The sequence below is a fragment of the Aminobacter sp. BE322 genome, from assembly GCF_050433525.1.
Taxonomy (GTDB): Bacteria; Pseudomonadota; Alphaproteobacteria; order Rhizobiales; family Rhizobiaceae; genus Aminobacter.
The window spans coordinates 1-16,269 of sequence record NZ_JBNPXB010000016.1 but is presented as its reverse complement, the minus strand read 5'-3'; the positions used below and the strand labels follow the sequence as shown (position 1 = coordinate 16,269).

Annotated in this window: 17 protein-coding genes; 9 read left to right on the top strand and 8 right to left on the bottom strand. The window is 67.0% G+C overall.

The annotated features are described in order from the left end of the window. Nucleotides 1–132: 132 nt before the first annotated feature. The gene (locus J2X50_RS19570; protein ID WP_429097532.1) at nt 133–585 is read right to left on the bottom strand and encodes a host attachment protein; all 453 of its coding nucleotides are present in this window, start codon (nt 583–585) and stop codon (nt 133–135) included. Nucleotides 586–1,045: 460 nt separating this feature from the next. On the opposite strand from J2X50_RS19570, the gene cysG reads away from it, so the two are divergent. The 5 genes from cysG to J2X50_RS19545 are packed head-to-tail and all read left to right on the top strand — an operon-like array spanning nt 1,046 to nt 5,773. After that, nucleotides 1,046–2,497, top strand: a complete 1,452-nt coding sequence (gene cysG / locus J2X50_RS19565; protein WP_429097530.1) for a siroheme synthase CysG — start codon at nt 1,046–1,048, stop codon at nt 2,495–2,497. Then, the gene (locus J2X50_RS19560; RefSeq protein ID WP_429097528.1) at nt 2,494–2,799 is read left to right on the top strand and encodes a DUF2849 domain-containing protein; all 306 of its coding nucleotides are present in this window, start codon (nt 2,494–2,496) and stop codon (nt 2,797–2,799) included. The genes cysG and J2X50_RS19560 overlap by 4 nt, the downstream gene beginning before the upstream one ends. A gap of 20 nt (nt 2,800–2,819) precedes the next feature. Beyond that, a complete protein-coding gene (locus J2X50_RS19555) occupies nt 2,820–4,490 on the top strand; it encodes a nitrite/sulfite reductase (RefSeq protein ID WP_429097526.1) in 1,671 nt (556 codons plus the stop codon). Continuing rightward, complete coding sequence (locus J2X50_RS19550; protein ID WP_429097524.1) at nt 4,465–5,223, top strand: phosphoadenylyl-sulfate reductase; 759 nt, start codon at nt 4,465–4,467, stop codon at nt 5,221–5,223. Before J2X50_RS19555 ends, J2X50_RS19550 begins: the two co-directional genes overlap by 26 nt. A gap of 10 nt (nt 5,224–5,233) precedes the next feature. Further along, on the top strand, nt 5,234–5,773 hold the full coding sequence (locus J2X50_RS19545) for a DUF934 domain-containing protein (RefSeq protein ID WP_429097522.1): 540 nt from the start codon (nt 5,234–5,236) through the stop codon (nt 5,771–5,773). 6 nt (nt 5,774–5,779) lie between these two features. On the opposite strand, the gene J2X50_RS19540 is transcribed toward J2X50_RS19545, so the two are convergent. Further along, a complete protein-coding gene (locus tag J2X50_RS19540; RefSeq protein ID WP_429097521.1) occupies nt 5,780–6,016 on the bottom strand; it encodes a hypothetical protein in 237 nt (78 codons plus the stop codon). A 210-nt stretch (nt 6,017–6,226) separates the two neighbouring features. Between J2X50_RS19540 and grpE the strand changes: the two genes are divergently transcribed. From grpE to J2X50_RS19520, 4 genes are all read left to right on the top strand, one after another. Beyond that, on the top strand, nt 6,227–6,859 hold the full coding sequence (grpE, locus tag J2X50_RS19535; RefSeq protein WP_429097520.1) for a nucleotide exchange factor GrpE: 633 nt from the start codon (nt 6,227–6,229) through the stop codon (nt 6,857–6,859). A 110-nt stretch (nt 6,860–6,969) separates the two neighbouring features. Next, nucleotides 6,970–7,602 carry a trimeric intracellular cation channel family protein gene (locus J2X50_RS19530; protein ID WP_429097518.1) on the top strand — a complete coding sequence of 211 codons (633 nt, stop codon included), beginning with the start codon at nt 6,970–6,972 and terminating at the stop codon, nt 7,600–7,602. A 78-nt stretch (nt 7,603–7,680) separates the two neighbouring features. Then, nucleotides 7,681–8,028 carry a hypothetical protein gene (locus J2X50_RS19525; RefSeq protein WP_429097516.1) on the top strand — a complete coding sequence of 116 codons (348 nt, stop codon included), beginning with the start codon at nt 7,681–7,683 and terminating at the stop codon, nt 8,026–8,028. A gap of 191 nt (nt 8,029–8,219) precedes the next feature. Then, on the top strand, nt 8,220–8,921 hold the full coding sequence (locus J2X50_RS19520) for an FkbM family methyltransferase (RefSeq protein ID WP_429097515.1): 702 nt from the start codon (nt 8,220–8,222) through the stop codon (nt 8,919–8,921). A gap of 81 nt (nt 8,922–9,002) precedes the next feature. On the opposite strand, the gene J2X50_RS19515 is transcribed toward J2X50_RS19520, so the two are convergent. From J2X50_RS19515 to J2X50_RS19490, 6 genes are all read right to left on the bottom strand, one after another. Continuing rightward, complete coding sequence (locus J2X50_RS19515; RefSeq protein ID WP_429097675.1) at nt 9,003–9,869, bottom strand: GNAT family N-acetyltransferase; 867 nt, start codon at nt 9,867–9,869, stop codon at nt 9,003–9,005. Between the two features lie 161 nt (nt 9,870–10,030). Continuing rightward, the gene (locus J2X50_RS19510; protein WP_429097513.1) at nt 10,031–12,319 is read right to left on the bottom strand and encodes an ATP-binding protein; all 2,289 of its coding nucleotides are present in this window, start codon (nt 12,317–12,319) and stop codon (nt 10,031–10,033) included. An 88-nt stretch (nt 12,320–12,407) separates the two neighbouring features. Further along, nucleotides 12,408–13,160 (bottom strand): SH3 domain-containing protein, encoded by a 753-nt coding sequence (locus J2X50_RS19505; protein ID WP_429097512.1) that lies wholly within the window; start codon nt 13,158–13,160, stop codon nt 12,408–12,410. A 259-nt stretch (nt 13,161–13,419) separates the two neighbouring features. Further along, nucleotides 13,420–13,911, bottom strand: coding sequence for a signal peptidase II (gene lspA / locus J2X50_RS19500; RefSeq protein ID WP_429097510.1), 492 nt, complete (start codon nt 13,909–13,911; stop codon nt 13,420–13,422). A gap of 12 nt (nt 13,912–13,923) precedes the next feature. Beyond that, entirely contained in the window at nt 13,924–14,760 is an 837-nt protein-coding gene (locus J2X50_RS19495) for a TrmH family RNA methyltransferase (protein ID WP_429097509.1), read from the bottom strand. Further along, a complete protein-coding gene (locus J2X50_RS19490) occupies nt 14,757–15,848 on the bottom strand; it encodes a class I SAM-dependent methyltransferase (protein WP_429097507.1) in 1,092 nt (363 codons plus the stop codon). Before J2X50_RS19490 ends, J2X50_RS19495 begins: the two co-directional genes overlap by 4 nt. Nucleotides 15,849–16,269 lie beyond the last annotated feature (421 nt).

Here is a 16,269-nt window from a genome sequence, read left to right as displayed (position 1 = left end):
CAAATCCAATATGGTGGACGCAAGCAGCCATGCGCAACCCTTGCCGGGCAAGAAACTTGGCTGAAGGCAAAAAAAGCGCCGGCGATATGCTGCCGGCGCCGTCGCCTCGTTGCTTGGATCTATTGCCGCCGGTCAGGCCGACAGCAGCATGGATTCGATATCGGGAACGCTGTGATTGGTGAGCGTCTTGGGAAGTTCGGCGCAGACACGCTCGTCGACTTCCTTGTGCAGCTTCTTGCGCAATTCCCCGAGAACCAGCGGCGGCGCGATCAGGATGATCTGCCGGAACGCGTCCGCATGGGCGAACTTGTAGAGCCGCTCGGCGATCTCGTCGGCGAAACGCTGCTTGGCGATCCTGTGCCAGTCGGTGTCGTCGACGGCGCTGTTGTGTGCCGAGAAGCCGCCGTCGCCGTAGCGCCCGGGCCGGTCGCTGCCCTGTTCGCGGGTGGGCGGGTTTTCCTGTTCCATCTCGCGCACGACCTCGAGGCTCGGATATTTTGCATCCCCTTGGTTCTTCAGGAACAACGCCTTTTCGCCATCCGCCACCAGCACCCAGATCCCGTGCTTGAGGACAATGTTGGCCATGATGCGCTCCTTTCTGACGCCCGTCGGGCTTCGTTCGCGTGCAATGCACCTCGGGAACGCGGTTCGGCAGCGGTTGTTCCGCGCCGTCTTCGGCGCAAGCCGCGCATTTCAGCTAATTCTACCAAATTAGTAGATATTGGAAAAAGGACCTCCGCGCAGGAAGCGTGCGCTGATGGTTGGACGTTCCGGCCCGTGTCTGCGCCGATCGCGCCGGGAAGCTGCATCCGCGCTGAAAAACCCGTTGAACCCTACGTCTTTCGGCAGTTGCCGGACCGGTCGGTCCGGCGTGGCGCGCGCAAGCGCGAAAAAGGGGGCTGCTGCGCCGCCGCGGAATAATTTTCTCCCGCTTCATGTGCCGAGGCAAAAGCGATTGCCTCCGAACTTCGGGCGCGCGAGTGGGTTTCTTCTACGCTTCGGTGCCGGCGGCTAGAAATGGCGGGTCTTCTGGAACCCTTGCGCCATGCCGACTGCCGACGCCAAGCTCAACGCCTTCCCGATCTTTCTCAAGGTCGAGGGCAGGGCCGTGACCATCGTTGGCGGCGGCGGCGAGGCGCTGGCCAAGGCGCGGCTGCTCGCCCAGTCGAGCGCCGAGATCCGCATCATCGCCGACCATGTCGAGCCGCAGCTGCGCGACTGGATCGCCGCCAACGGCGCGGTGCGCATCCACTCGGCCTATGATGCCTCGCTGGTCGAGGGCGCGGTGATGGTCTTCGCCGCGACGGGCGACGAGGCGCTCGACCGCCGCGTCTCCGACGACGCCCGCCGCCTTGGCATCGCCGTCAACGCCGTCGATCGGCCCGAACTCTGCGACTTCTTCACCCCGGCGCTGGTCAATCGCGCGCCGGTCGCCGTTGCCGTCGGAACGGAAGGGGCAGGCCCCGTGCTCGCCCAGATGCTCCGCGCCCGCATCGACCGCATGCTGTCGCCGCAGCTCGGTGCGCTGGCCGTGCTGGCCGCCGGCTTCCGCGACGCCGTCGAGCGGCTGCTGCCCAGGGGCAATGTCCGCCGCGCCTTCTGGCGCGAATTCTTCGAAGGCGCTCCGGCCCGCGCGCTCGACAACGGCCAGCCGGCCGAGGCCAGGCAGGCCGCCGCCGCGCTCCTGGAGCAGAATGGTGCGCCGCAGGGACATGTGGCGCTGGTCGGCGCCGGCCCTGGCGCCGCGGACCTGCTGACGCTGCGCGCCCATCGCCTGCTGATGCAGGCCGACGTCATCGTGCACGACGCGCTGGTGCCCGAGGCCATCATCGCCATGGGCCGCCGCGATGCCGAGCGGCTGCCCGTCGGCAAGCGCAAGGGCTGCCATTCCAAGACCCAAGACGAGATCAACCACCTGCTGGTGGAACTGGCCCGCGCCGGCAAGCGCGTGGTGCGGCTCAAGTCGGGCGACCCGCTGGTGTTCGGCCGCGCCGGCGAGGAGATGCAGGCGATGCGCGACGCAGGCGTGTCTTACGAAATCGTCTCCGGCGTCACCTCGGCCTTCGCCGCCGCCGCCGATTTCGAGCTGCCGCTGACGCTGCGCGGGGTGACCTCGTCGATGGTCTTCACCACCGGCCACGACCTCAAGGGCGGCTCGCTGCCCGACTGGGCCAGGCTCGCCATCTCGGGCGCGACGGTGGCCGTCTACATGGGCCGGTCGGTGGCCGCCGACGTCGCCGGCCGCCTGATCGACGCCGGGCTCTCGCCGGACACGGCTGTCGCCGTCGTCGAGAACGCCAGCCTCGATACGCGCCGCCGCTTCCACGGCACGCTCGCCGACCTGCCGTCGCTCGAAGGGCGTGGCGACCTCGACGGGCCGGTCATGACCATCATCGGCGACGCGGTGGCGGGCGCCAATTTCGAACGTTCCGAGCCGCTTTCGGCGCACAGGTACGAGACGGCGGCAATCGCCGCCATGGAAGGACAAGGGGCATGAAGATCCTGACCGCCAACCGGCTGACCGACGGCGAGGCCGTGTGGTTCGCAGCCGACGGCACGTGGGCCGAGACCATCGCCGGCGCCGACATCGTCTCCGACAAGGACGGCGAGGCCAGGCTCGAGGCGATCGGCAAGGCCGCCTACGACAACAACGAGGTGGTCGACGTGAACCTGATCGACGTCACCGTCGCCGCCGGCGCCATCCAGCCGCTGCGCCTGCGCGAGGTGATCCGCGCCGCCGGCCCCACCAACCGCCTCGACCTCGGCAAGCAGGCACGGCCTGCCGCCGACGCCGCCTGAAGATTGACCGGAAGAAAGCCATGTACCGCTACGACGAGTTCGACCATGATTTCGTGAAGGCCCGCGTCGCCGAGTTCAGCGACCAGGTCGAGCGCCGCCTTGCCGGCGAGATCACCGAGGACCAGTTCCGGCCGCTGCGCCTGATGAACGGCGTCTATCTGCAGCTGCATGCCTACATGCTGCGCATCGCGGTGCCCTACGGCACGCTGAACGCCAGGCAGCTGCGCATGCTCGGCCACATCGCCCGCAAGTACGACAAGGGCTACGGCCACTTCACCACCCGCCAGAACATCCAGTTCAACTGGCCGGCACTGTCGGACATTCCGGCGATCCTCGCCGATCTGGCCAGCGTCGAGATGCACGCCATCCAGACATCGGGCAACTGCATCCGCAACGTCACCGCCGACCACTTCGCCGGTGCCGCCGCCGACGAGGTCGCCGACCCGCGCCCCTATGCCGAGATCCTGCGCCAATGGTCGTCGGTGCATCCCGAATTCTCCTACCTGCCGCGCAAGTTCAAGATCGCGGTGACGGGTGCGGAGCGCGACCGCGCCGCCATCCAGACCCACGACATCGGCCTGCACCTCAAGAAGAACGAGCACGGCGAGCTGGGCTTCGCCGTCTATATCGGCGGCGGCCAGGGCCGCACGCCCATGGTCGGCAAGAAGATCCGCGACTTCCTGCCGGAGGAGCACCTGCTCTCCTACACCACAGCGATCCTGCGCGTGTACAACCTCTACGGCCGCCGCGACAACAAGTACAAGGCGCGCATCAAGATCCTGGTCCACGAGACCGGCGTCGACGAGATCGCCCGCCAGGTCGAGGCCGAATGGCAGGCGCTGAAGGAGGGCGAGCTCAAGCTGCCCGACGCGGACGTGGCGGCCATCCAGTCCTATTTCGCGCCGCCGACGCTGGCCGCGCGCCCCGAGGGCGACGAGGCGGTGAAGCTGGCCAGGCTCGACTCGAAGAGCTTCGGCGAGTGGCTCGACCAGAACGTCTTCACCCATCGCAACCCCGATTATGCGGCGGTGACGATCTCGCTCAAGGGCATCGGCGAAGCCCCCGGCGACGCCAGCGACAGCCAGATGGAGGCGGTGGCCGACCTCGCCGAGAAATACGGCTTCGACGAGATCCGCGTCAGCCACGAGCAGAACCTGATCCTGCCGCATGTCGCCCGCGCCGACCTCAGGGCGGTCTACGACACGCTGGTGGAGCACGAGCTCGCCACCGCCAACTCGAACCTCATCACCGACATCATCGCCTGCCCCGGCCTCGACTATTGCGCGCTGGCCAATGCCCGCTCGATCTCGGTGGCGCAGGACATTTCGCGCCGTTTCGCCTCGCTCGAGCGGCAGCGCGACATCGGCGAGCTGAAGCTCAAGATCTCGGGCTGCATCAATGCCTGCGGCCACCACCATGTCGGCCACATCGGCATCCTCGGTGTCGAGAAGAAGGGCGCGGAACTCTATCAGGTGACGCTCGGCGGTTCCGCCGACGAGCACACCTCGGTGGGCGAGATCATCGGCCGCGGCTTCGGCCCGGAGGAGATCACCGACGCGATCGAGACCATCGTCGACACCTATCTGCAGGTCAGGCGCGATGCGTCGGAGAAGTTCCTCGACGCCTATCGCCGTGTCGGCCCGGCGCCGTTCAAGGAGGCGCTGTATGCTAGCGAAGCCAAGGCAGCCTGACGCCGAAACCTTCGAGCAGGTGCTGGCCGAGGCCGCGGCGCTCGACGCGCTCTACGGCAGCCTCGCGCCGCAGGAGATCATCGCGCGCGCGGCAAACGAGCGCTTTGCCGGCGAAATCGCCGCCGTCTCCTCCTTCGGGGCGGATTCGGCCGTGCTGCTGCACATGATCGCCGCGGTCGACCGCAAGCTGCCGATCGTCTTCCTCGACACCGGCAAGCATTTTGGCGAGACGCTCGACTATCGCGACGCCCTTGCCGCCGATTTCGGCCTGACCGACATCCGGATCGTCACGCCGGACGCGGCCGCGCTGGCGCGGATCGACCCCACCGGCAATCTGCACCAGACCAGCACCGACGCCTGCTGCGACGTGCGCAAGGTCGAGCCGATGGCCCGCGGCGTGGAGCCGTTCAAGGCCTGGTTCACCGGCCGCAAGCGCTTCCAGGCGGCGACGCGCACCGCCCTTCCGGTGTTCGAGCAGGTCGGGCCGCGCTTCCGCATCAACCCGCTGGCGCGCTGGACGACGTCGGATCTCGCCGACTACATGCGCAGACACGCCTTGCGCGAGAACCCGCTGGTCGCCTACGGTTACCTGTCGATCGGCTGCTTCCCCTGCACCCGGCCCGTCAAGCCGGGCGAGGACGCCCGCAGCGGGCGCTGGGCCGGGCAGGCGAAGACCGAATGCGGCATCCACCTTTCCGGTCTCGAGCAGTCGCTGACCGATGCATCTCTCTAGGAACGTGCATATGACCGAAGCGACACCGGCGATCCGCCTCTGGACCCCCGAAGGTTTCCGCGAGGACGGGTGGATCCATGCCGACGATGCGGCCGCACTGGCGAGCAACCGCCGCGTGATCCTGTCGTTGCCGGCCTTCCTGGAGCTCGACGCGACCCAACGTGAGGGCGCGAAGGAGCGCCTGGGCGTGCTGCTGCAGCCGGGCGACCAGCTCGACGCCATCGTCGACCTGCTCGACCAGCTGTCGCTCGTGGCGCTCGCCTTCCCGGCATTCAACGACGGCCGCTCGTTCTCGAAGGCCGAACTCCTGCGCAGCCGCCACGGCTTCGACGGCGCGGTGCGGGCGACGGGCCAGGTCCTCGTCGACCAGCTGCCGCACATGCTGCGGGTCGGTTTTGACGAGTTCGAGGTGTCGCACCCGGTCCTGCTCAAACGCCTGGAGGCAGGCAACAGCGGCGGCTTGCCGCTTTATTACCAGCCGTCGGCGAAGGCCGCGGGCAGACCTGCGAAAGGCGCGGGCTATGCGTGGCGCCGCGGTGCCGGCGATTGAAGCAACCTAGGCTTTCGGCTGCCTGCGTTCGACTTCCTGCAGCTTGTCGAGAAGCCGCTGCAAGCCCGGCGGCAGATCCCCTTCGGCCCTGAAGACCGGCAGTGACTCGAGCACGCGCAGATTGGTTTCGGAGGCGAAGCTTCGCCTGATGTTGACAGCCAACCTGTCGGAGCGGGTCTTTGTATTTGGCTTTGCCTTCATGACGGGGCCTTTTTGTTGCCCGTAGAACTCTGCCAGATGCAAATGGTTCCCGTTTGGGGAGACCTTGGGCAATGGTCGGCCGACTTGGTAAAAGTTGAATTAACGTTGAATTGCGGACCCCGAACACCATCGCAGGGGCGTACGTGCACGGCGCGGCATACGGCGCCGCTCGCCCTTGCCCCTTGATTTTTGGCATTTGAAGCTCGATATCGGGCGCAACTTCCAACCTGATCCGAACAACGGGAAATGGCGATGAGCGACCAGGCAAAAGACGAACGCGCGCCGGACGAGACGGCGCCCGCCGAGGCCCAGGCCGACAAGATCGAAGGTGGTGTCGAGGGCGACTACGAGGCCCTCGTGCGCCTGCTGAAGGAAAACGAGGAACTGAAGGATCGCGCCCTGCGCGTCGCGGCCGACATGGAAAACCTGCGCCGCCGCACCGCGCGCGACGTGCAGGACGCGCGCAGCTATTCGGTGGCCAATTTCGCCCGCGACATGCTCACCGTGTCGGACAATTTGCGCCGCGCCATCGAGGCGGTGAGCGACGAGGCCAAGGCCGCCGGCGGTGCCGGGCTCGCGAGCCTCATCGAGGGCGTCGAGGTGACCGAACGCGCCATGCTCACCGCGCTCGAGCGCCATGGCGTGCGCAAGCTCGACCCGCAGGGCGAGAAGTTCGATCCCAACTTCCACCAGGCCATGTTCGAGGTGCCGAACCCCGACGTACCGGCCAACACGGTCGTGCATGTCGCCCAGTCGGGCTATACCATCGGCGATCGCGTGCTGCGCCCGGCCATGGTGGGCATCGCCAAGGGCGGCCCCAAGCATGGCGCCGAGACGCCGGCCGAGCCCGGCCCGGTGAACGAGCAGGCCGAGAAGGACGCATAGGCAAGCGAATAGGGAGTAGCGAATAGGGAATAGGCGGCTATTCTGCCGGTAGATCCGGGGGATGCCATGGCCTTTTTCTATTCGCTACTCACTATTCCCTATTCGCTCGCATGAATCCGCTCCTCTATCTCGACTATGCCGGCGTGGCGGTGTTTGCCGCCACTGGCGCGCTTGCCGCCTCGCGCAAGCAGCTCGACGTCATCGGCTTCCTGTTCCTGGCGAGTTTCACCGGAATCGGCGGCGGAACGGTCCGCGACGTCATCCTGGGCCTGCCCGTGTTCTGGGTGGTCAATCCGGCCTATGTGCTGGTCTGCGCCGCGGTCGCCGTGCTCGTCTTCTTCACCGCCCACCGGGTCGAATCCCGTTACAAGCTGCTTCTCTGGCTCGATGCGCTCGGCATGTCGGCCTATGCCGCGATCGGCGCGGCGAAGGGGCTGGCCGCGACCGGCTCGCCGACGGTCGCCATCGTCATGGGCATGCTGACGGCAACCTTCGGCGGCATCCTCCGCGACATCCTCGCCGGCGAGCCCTCGGTACTGCTGAAGCCCGAGATCTACGTCTCTGCCGCGATGGCCGGGGCCGGCATCTACACGCTCGCCGAGCTTGCCGAGCTGCCGCCCGCGGTTTCGGCCGTGGTCGCCTTCGTCGCCGCCTTCATGGTGCGCGGCGGCGCGCTGAAATTCGGCTGGACCTTTCCGGCCTATCGCAGCCGCCCCGGCCGCCGGCCCGAGGATATTCCCTGAGCATCTCGGCCATATGCCGCGAAGCGGTACCGATGTGGGGGCATTGCCGGCCTTGAGGCGCAATGCGACGATCGCGTCATGCAAGAACAGAATCGCGTGCGCCGCCCTTGGGCCGTTCTCGGCTATGCCGTCCTCGTGCTGGCGCTACCCATCGCCTTTCTCGGGCTGATGCCCTCGAACGAATACAAAGCCTGGGGCGGTGATGGCATTGATTGCGACGGCCCGGGGCCGGTGCTGTTCTTCGGCATAGCGGCGATCGCGGTCTATCTTACTGGCGCGCTGCTGAACGGCCGGCATTTCAGGAAACCCGCCAGGCTGCTGATTTCGGCCGCCTGCGTGCTCGTCTGCCTGGCCCTGGCGCCCAATGTCGTGGACGCATTCAGGGAACAGCGCCTGAACGATCTCGCACCCGAAACTTGTGGCTGACCTTGCAATCCCTCGGCGGGCATGCTGCCCTAGTGGCACGAGCGATCGGCGGTGCCCACAAAGGCTTATTTTAACGGTTGCGCCTTAACCAGATGGCAAATGCATCAAGGCGCAGGCACTTCATGATCCCGCATCGGCTTATCCGCGCAATCCAAAGCGAGCTTCCCGGGGCCAAGGCTGGCAAGGAAGCCGTGACGCGTTTGCTGCGGCGGATCATGCGCAAGCCGCATGAACCGGAATTCGCCATCATCGCGCGGCTGAAGCCGGAAGGGCAGAGCTTTGTCGACGTCGGCGCCAATGCCGGGCAGTCGATCGAGTCGATCCGACTGTTCGCGCCGGAAGCGGCGCTGCATGCCTTCGAGGCCAATGCCGGCCTCGCGCGGCGGCTCGAGGCCCGCTACGAACGCGATCGCGAAATCACGGTCCACCCCTTCGGTCTCGGCAGGGAGAATGGCCGTTTCACCCTTCATGTGCCGAAATACCGGCACATGGTCTATGACGGGCTTGCTTCGATGGACCTTCAGGAAGCCAGCAGCTGGCTGAACCCGGAACGGGTCTTCGGCTTCCGGCCCGACCAGCTCACAATCGAGTCCATGGGCTGCGAAATCAGGCCGCTCGACAGCGTTGGACTGGACCCCTGTTTCGTCAAGATCGACGTCCAGGGGCTCGAGTATGATGTCATCCTCGGCGGCATCGAGACCATGAAGCGCTCGGAGCCGCTGCTGCTCATCGAGGCGCCGTCGGACGAACTCTGCAAGTTGCTCGCCGACATCGGCTTCTCCGACATCGCCTTCTCGGGCGGTACGGTGGCGCCGGGCGAAAACCGGAGCAACTCGGCCAACCGGTTGTTCGCCTCGGCGCGCCGGATGCGTTCCCTCATGGGTGCAGGCTGAAAGGGAGCAAGTGCTTCGGCGCGGGCGTCCGGGCGCGGCTTCACTGTTCGGATGCGATTGCGTCGAGGCGCAGGCGTCGGCCTACGCCGCGAAGCGCTGTTCCCCGCCGTAGTAGTTGATGTAGCGGGCGCCGATTTCCTTGACCGGCATGACCACGAAGATGTCGGTCGTGCCGAAATCGTGGTCGATGACGCAGCCGTCGCCGATCTTGGCGCCGACACGGAGATAGCCCTTGACCAGCGGCGGCATGGCGGCGATGGCCGACTTGGCGTTGACCGCCTCGATCGGCATCAGGTCCATGGCGCAATAGCGCCCGGCCACGGCGCGGACGTCCCAGTCGGCGCTGGTGCGGCAGTGGTGGGCGAGATAGGTGAGCGCCTCGGCATGCGCCGCCGGCACCGTGCCGTGGAACGAGGCGCAGCCGGTCATGACGTCGATGTCGTAGCGGTTGAGATAGGTCCAGATCCCCTGCCACAGCGCCTCGATGGTGCGCTTGGAGCGGTATTCGGGCAGCACGCAGGAACGGCCGAGCTCGAGGAAGCGCTGGCCGGGATGGCGGGCAATGAGCTTGTTGAGCTCGAATTCGTCGTCGGAATAGAAGCCGCCGGCTTCGGTGGCGCGCTCCTGGCGCAGCAGGCGGTAGGTACCGACGATGCGGCGGTGGTCCGGACCGGCAAGCGAGGTGTCGAACACCAGCAGATGATCGCAGATGTCGTCGAAACGGTCGGCGTCGCGCCGGTCGATCGAATGCAGTGCCTGCTTCCTGGCGCCGAGTTCGTCGAAGAACACGCGGTAGCGCACTTCCTGGGCCGCGGCGATCTCCGATTCGTCCCGGGCGAGGCGAACCTCGAGCGTACCGATTCGGCCGAGCGGCGTACCCGGTGCAATCGGCGTGACGGGCACCGCCACCTTGGTGCCGTTGGCTTTCTGGGCGTCACTGTCCGGCAAAGCTGTATGCACGGGTGATTCTCCTTCGAGCCATCCCTCCTGGCGCGGGGATACGGTGTCGGTGCTACAGGATTGTGACAGTATCGTGATCGATCGGCGCGGGCAAGACTTGCGGGTCAGGATCATCGCCTAGCCGGCTAGGAAAATCAGTGAGATGGCTGCTATGCGGCAGCGCGCTGTTCGACCAGATCGATCAGTGTTTCGGGGTCGAGCGGCTTGGTGACGAAGCCGCTGGCGCCGTGCGCCAGCACGGCGTGGCGGGTCTTTTCCTGGCTGTCGGCCGACAGCACAAGGATGGGAACGGCGCCGAGGCCATGCTGTTCCTCGTAGCGCCGGATCGCCGAAATCGCGTCCAGCCCGTCCATCACCGGCATGTGCATATCCATCAGCACCACGTCGTAGCGGCGGTTGCGCGCCGCCCCCGTGACCGCCTCGACCGCTGCCCTGCCGTTGTTGACGACATCGATTCGGTGCCCGGCCTTGGCCAGCGCGGCGCGGGCGAGCATGGCATTGATGTCGTTGTCCTCGGCGATGAGCACCGACAACCCCTGCGGCCGGTCCGTGCGCGACCGCGCGGCCGCGCGACGGCTGGCGGCTGGCGGTTGGCTCGGCACGCCGCCGCTGTTCGCCAAAAGCACGCGCAGCAGCGTCTCGCCGCGCACCGGGCGCGCCAGGAAGGTGGCGTAGCCGCTGGCGCGCAGTTCCCCGAGCAGGCCGCGATCAGTGGGCGCGATCAGCGTCACGGCTTCGCTGGCGGCGAAGCCGGCTTCACGCAACTGCCGCAGCACCCGCCCGTCCTTCTCCTCGATGGCGGCATCGACCAGCAGCGCATCGCAGCCTTCGGCGAAGCCGGCGGCCTGCTCCGGAGTCCCGGCGACGTCGGCGCGGCCGCCATGGGCGCGGATCGTTTCGGCGATCGCGGCCGCCTCGGTCGCGTTCCGCGACAGGATGACGGCGCGATGCCCGGCAAGCGTGGCCTCGTTGGCCGACATGGAATCCGTGGCGCCGTAGGCGGGCAGTTCGAATGCGAAGCGTGATCCTTCCCCGAGGTCGCTCTCGACCGTGATCGTCCCGCCCATCGAGGTGACCAGCCGCTTCGAGATCGCCAGGCCGAGGCCGGCGCCGCCATGCGAGCGGGTCGAGGTGCCGTCGGCCTGTTCGAATTCCTCGAAGACCCGCTCCATGTCCTCGGCACGCAGGCCGGGCCCCGAGTCGATCACGGTGAAGCGGATGTGGCCCGGATGGCCATCGCCGACGCGCTCGACCCGCAGCATGACGCCGCCGGCATCGGTGAACTTGATGGCATTGCCGATCAGGTTGAGCAGCACCTGGCGCACGCGTCCCGGGTCGGCTGTGATCATCTGCGGCACGGCCGGGGCGACATGGCAGCCGAGGCCGATGTTCTTGGCAAAGGCGCGGGACGCCAGAAGCTCGATCACATTGTCGGCGATCTCGCGCGGCGACATCGGCTGCGGTTCGGGGTCGAACCGCCCGGCCTCGATCTTGGAATAGTCGAGCAGGTCCTCGATCAGCGCCAGGAGCGCACTGGCCGAGGTCGACACCGCGCCGACATATGTGCGCTGTTCGGGCGACAGTTCGGTGTCGAGCAGGAGCTTGGCCATGCCCATGATACCGTTCATCGGCGTGCGGATCTCATGGCTGACCGTGGCCAGGAAGCGCGACTTGGCCTGGCTCGCATATTCCGCCCGTTCGCGCGCGTTGATGAGCGCGGTTTCGGCGCGCTTGCGGGCGGTGATGTCGCGCGCGATCGCCCGATGCGACACCGCGTCGGTGTCCTTGTCGCGCACCGACAGCTCGATCCAGGAGAACCACCGGACGATGCCATTGGAGCGTATGCCGACGTCGGTGGAACTCAGGCACTCGCCGGCGGCGAAGGCCGCGTCCGGGACGACGCCGACGTCGACGCCCAGTTCCGACAGCGCGCGGCCGGAAAGGTCGCGCTGATCCTCGCCGATGAGGTCCGCGAAGACCTTGTTGGCATAGGTGATGCGGCCGTCCCTGTCGCGATGCACGACGAGATCGCCGAGCGCGTCGATGAGGCCGCGGAAGCGTTCCTCGCTTTCCTGCAGTTCCCACATGCGGTCGGCGAGGGTCTCCATCTGCGCGCGGTTGCGGGAAGTGCTTTCGCTGATCGCATTGGCGGTCTGCTCGCGATCGCTGAGCCCGCGCGCCAGAAGCACCAGACCGGCGACGCCTGCAATCAGGAGGCCGATGCTGACGAAGCCGGGCGCGCCGGTCAGATGGGCGAGGCCCGCGAGCACCAGGACCGCCACCAGCGTGGTGAAGTAGAGGCCGCGCGGGGGCTCCTTGGGAAGATCGGGCGCCAGCGGCGGCGGCGTGAGGAAATGCCGGCGCACGGGCGCATCGGCAGGTTGTCCTGCCGCGCCCTGTACCGTCTTGCTGTCTTTCAATCCGGAATCCGCCATCACGACGGAATCCTAGCGTTGAGAGTTTAGGGAAGGTTTGGACCGATCGGTCGCATTTTAACTGTCGCTGCGATTCGGCCCGCGGCGACCGCTACTGCACGTAGCTCTTGAAGATGTAGCCGCGCTCGCCCTCGAAGACGATCTCGCACCATTGCGTGCAGGAAACCAGCTCGACGGCGCTCTTCGCCGGGATCACGCGCATGACGGCGCCGCCCTTCTCGGGCTTTGCGCGCATGTTCACGGAGCGCTTGATCGTGGCCTGCCGCGGGCCCTGCGCGGCGTCGGCGACGGTCTTCACCTCTGCCTCGATCGCCTTGACGGCGGCATTGCTCGCAGGGGTGGTTGCCGCTTTGGTGTCGGCCAGCGCAAGCGCGCCCGTTCCGGAGGGGTCCTTGGCGATGACCTTGTCGGCGCCCGGAATCTCCGGCATGGCCTCGAGCGGCTGCGTCGCGCCCGCCGCGACCACTGCCGCCCAGCGCGGATCGGCGGCCAGCGGCATGTCGGTGGCCTCGGCGGCCGCTGCGTCGGAGACGAGCAGCGACTGGGACGCCGACGCCAGCCGGCCCTTGCGGTCGGTCGGTTCGGCGACGATGGCGGTGATCTTTTCCTTGGCCTGGCTGGCGGCGACCTGCTGCGCTTCCTGCGCGGCATCGGCTGCGGACTGGCCCATGCGGGGCAGAACGAAGAGCGCGGAAACGGCGGTCGCGCTCATCAGCACCGTCATGGCGATCACGCCGAGGACGAGGCCCCTGTTCGGGCAATTCTCGCGCCAGGAAACCGGCTCGGGCTTGGTGAACATCAATGCGGAGCGCGGCTGATTCGCAGCGCCCAACCTGAAGGGCATTTTCACAAGCAACTCTCCACTTAGGCCCATTGCTCGAACTTCGAGCTCCCCCACCGCCATCTCATCCCGCAAGTCTTCGCTGCGTGGGCGAGAGACAGTTCAGCGACGCCTGAGGCTGCCGCTTGAAGCATCATGGTCACCGATTGTGGCAGACCTTGGGCTCGGGGGCTACCTTCCTGAATTTTTTGTTAAATGCCGAGCTGAATCTGTTGGCAATGACAATCGGAGGCCGGACCTTGCCCGAAAATGCCGGCCGGCGTCAATCGCCGGGGGCCGGCTCTTCGCCGCGCCCACGCCGCCAGGCCAGGAATTCGTCGAGCACGATGCAGGCCGCACCGGCGGAAATGAAGACGTCGGCAAGGTTGAAGACCGCGAAGGACCACACCGGCGTGTGGAAAAGTATGTAGTCGATGACGTGGCCGTAGACGGTGCGGTCGATGAGGTTGCCCAGCGCCCCGCCGACGATCAGCGCGAAGCCGAGGCGCGACAGCACCTGCGCTGGGGTCGTCCGGCTGGCTAGGAAGGCGACGAAGGCGACCACGGCGGCGGTCAGCACGATGAGGCCGGTGTCGCCGACATTGGAGAACATCGAGAAGGCGATGCCGGTGTTGTAGGTGCGGAAGAGCGCCAGGAAAGGCAGCACGTCGACCTTTTCCTGCATGACCAGGTTGGCCTCGACGAGGAACTTGATCCACTGGTCGAGCGCGATCGCCAGAACCGTCACCAATCCGTAAGTCGCGGCTGACTTCACGCGGGGGCACTCCTAAAGCTTCAGCGCGTCGCGCCGGATCTCGTACAGCATGACGGCGGTGGCGACCGCCAGGTTGAGCGAATCGGCGCGGCCGGCCTGGGGGATGCGCAAAAGCTTGTCGCAGGCGCCGGCCAGGTTATCGGGCAGGCCCTGCTGCTCGTTGCCCATCATGAGCAGCACGGGCCGGGTGCCGAAATCGACCGAGCGATAGTCGACAGCGCCCTGGAGATGGGTGCCGGCGACGATGCCGGCAAAGCTCTTGCGCCATTCGAGGAACGCGTCCGGATGCGCCTTGGCGACCGGCACGGCGAAGATCGAGCCCATGGTTGCGCGCACGGTCTCGAGCGAGAACGGATCGGTCGTGTCGCCGACCAGGATGACGCCCTTGGCGCCGACGGCGTCGACGGTGCGGACGACGGTGCCGAGATTGCCGGGGTCGCGCACGCGGTCGAGCGCCACCCAGACGTCGCCATCCTTCGGGCGGATGTCCTTCAGCGGCACGAAACGCTGGCCGAACACGCCCACCACCGCCTGCGGATTGTCGCGGCGGGTGATCGCCGTCAGCACCTTCTCCGAAACCTCGAGCACGTCGCCGCCGGCGGCAACGGTGCGCGCGGCGATCTTCTCCACCGCCGGGTTGCCGAGCGCCGACTTGGCGAAGATCAGCGTCTTGATGGTCCAGCCGAGATCGAGCGCATCGATGACCAGCTTCAGCCCCTCGGCGATGAAGGCGTTCTGCTGGTCGCGGAATTTCTTCAGCGCCAGCGCCTTGATGTCCTTGACCAGCGGGTTGGCGAGGCTCGTCACTTCCTTGACGCGGCCGGGCGCCCCGGTGCGGTGTTCGCTCATTTGGCCACCCAGCGCGAGAAGAGGGATGTCGAAAGCGCCCGTCCGGCCGATTTCTCGCGGATGACGAGCTCGCCCGATTCGACCGTGCCGCCCATGCCGGCGAAGGTGTCGCGCATCAGGGCATGGATGGCGAAGAACGAGGCGCGGATCGAATAGGCGGTCAGCACCACGGCCAGCGGTTTCGGTGTCAGGATGGAGCGGCAGATGTCGGTCATGGCCGGCAGGTGCTCGAACAGTTGCCAGACCTCGCCCTTGGGCCCGCGGCCATAGGCGGGCGGGTCGAACAGGATGATGTCGTAGCGGCTGCCGCGGCGCTCCTCGCGCTCGGCGAACTTCATCGCGTCCTCGCAGATCCAGCGGATCGGCTTGTTGGCGAGACCCGCCATTTCCTGGTTCTCGCGGGCCCAGCCGATGGCCTTCTTGGAGGCGTCGACATGGGTGACCTCGGCGCCGGCGCGGGCGGCGACCAGCGAGGCGAGGCCGGTGTAGCCGAACAGGTTGAGCACCTTGACCGGGCGCCTGGCGTTCTCGATCAGGCCGGCCATGTGGTCCCAGTGCGTCGCCTGCTCGGGGAAGACGCCGACGTGGCGGAACGAGGTGAAGCGGCCCTGGTAGGACAGGCCGTCATGGCGCATCGGCCAGGTCTCGCCGAGCGGCGCCTTCGGAAACCGCCAGCGGCCCATGCCTTCCTCGTCGGTGTCGCCGGTGAAGATCGCGTCGACACGCTCCCAATCCTTCGCCGGCAGCGCGCGCTGCCAGATCGCCTGGCCCTCGGGCCGGACGATGCGGTAGGGGCCGTACTGCTCGAGCTTCTGGCCGTCGCCGCTGTCGAGCAGGGCGTAGTCGTCGTTGGGCGCGACCTCGAGGATCAGCGGCAGGCGCTCGGCCGGCAGCGCGCCTTCGCGGCGCGCAAGCATGCGCGGTTCGGCCTTGGGCTCCGGCTGATGGTCCTGGCGCGGGGCAGGGCGCTGCTCCGGCCTGCGCTCCTGCTGTCGCTCGCCGTGGCCATACGCCGGCGCGGGCGCTGTGCCGCCCTTGCGGGGCGGTTGCGGGCGGCTGTCGCGGCGTCTGTCACGCGGGTGCTTCAAGGAACGTCGTCTCCGGGCGGTTGGCCGCTTTTGGCACAGGCCACAGCCCGCCGCAACCGGACGGGCCGTCGCGGGGAGGCGAGGGACAGTCGGCGGTGGAGTTTTCGATTGCGGGGTTGTGCGCCGAGATACCCCCACCCCTGACCCCTCCCCACAAGGGGGAGGGGGACTTTGATTGTCGTCGCTGCCGATCACCGGTCGGCGGAGAAGCAGTATCCTAGGCGTTCGCAACGGCATCCCCCTCCCCCTTGTGGGTGTTTGGACCGGGGACATCGCGAACAGGTGTGCGAAGACATCGCGAACAGGTTTGCAATCTATCGAGGCAAGGCATTGAGGTCGATGGTTTGTATTTTCTGATGTCTGAACCAGGCTTCGAAGACGCCGTCGGTGGCGGTCGGGCGAAAGGCGACGGATTTGCCTG

Bases quoted from the DNA above. Each gene is read 5' to 3' on its own strand.
- J2X50_RS19570 (WP_429097532.1), bottom strand. From the start codon at position 585: ATGGCCAACATTGTCCTCAAGCACGGGATCTGGGTGCTGGTGGCGGAT.
- cysG (WP_429097530.1), top strand. From the start codon at position 1,046: ATGCCGACTGCCGACGCCAAGCTCAACGCCTTCCCGATCTTTCTCAAG.
- J2X50_RS19545 (WP_429097522.1), top strand. From the start codon at position 5,234: ATGACCGAAGCGACACCGGCGATCCGCCTCTGGACCCCCGAAGGTTTC.
- J2X50_RS19530 (WP_429097518.1), top strand. From the start codon at position 6,970: ATGAATCCGCTCCTCTATCTCGACTATGCCGGCGTGGCGGTGTTTGCC.
- J2X50_RS19505 (WP_429097512.1), bottom strand. From the start codon at position 13,160: ATGCCCTTCAGGTTGGGCGCTGCGAATCAGCCGCGCTCCGCATTGATG.
- J2X50_RS19560 (WP_429097528.1), top strand. From the start codon at position 2,494: ATGAAGATCCTGACCGCCAACCGGCTGACCGACGGCGAGGCCGTGTGG.
- J2X50_RS19525 (WP_429097516.1), top strand. From the start codon at position 7,681: ATGCAAGAACAGAATCGCGTGCGCCGCCCTTGGGCCGTTCTCGGCTAT.
- grpE (WP_429097520.1), top strand. From the start codon at position 6,227: ATGAGCGACCAGGCAAAAGACGAACGCGCGCCGGACGAGACGGCGCCC.
- J2X50_RS19555 (WP_429097526.1), top strand. From the start codon at position 2,820: ATGTACCGCTACGACGAGTTCGACCATGATTTCGTGAAGGCCCGCGTC.
- J2X50_RS19550 (WP_429097524.1), top strand. From the start codon at position 4,465: ATGCTAGCGAAGCCAAGGCAGCCTGACGCCGAAACCTTCGAGCAGGTG.
- J2X50_RS19495 (WP_429097509.1), bottom strand. From the start codon at position 14,760: ATGAGCGAACACCGCACCGGGGCGCCCGGCCGCGTCAAGGAAGTGACG.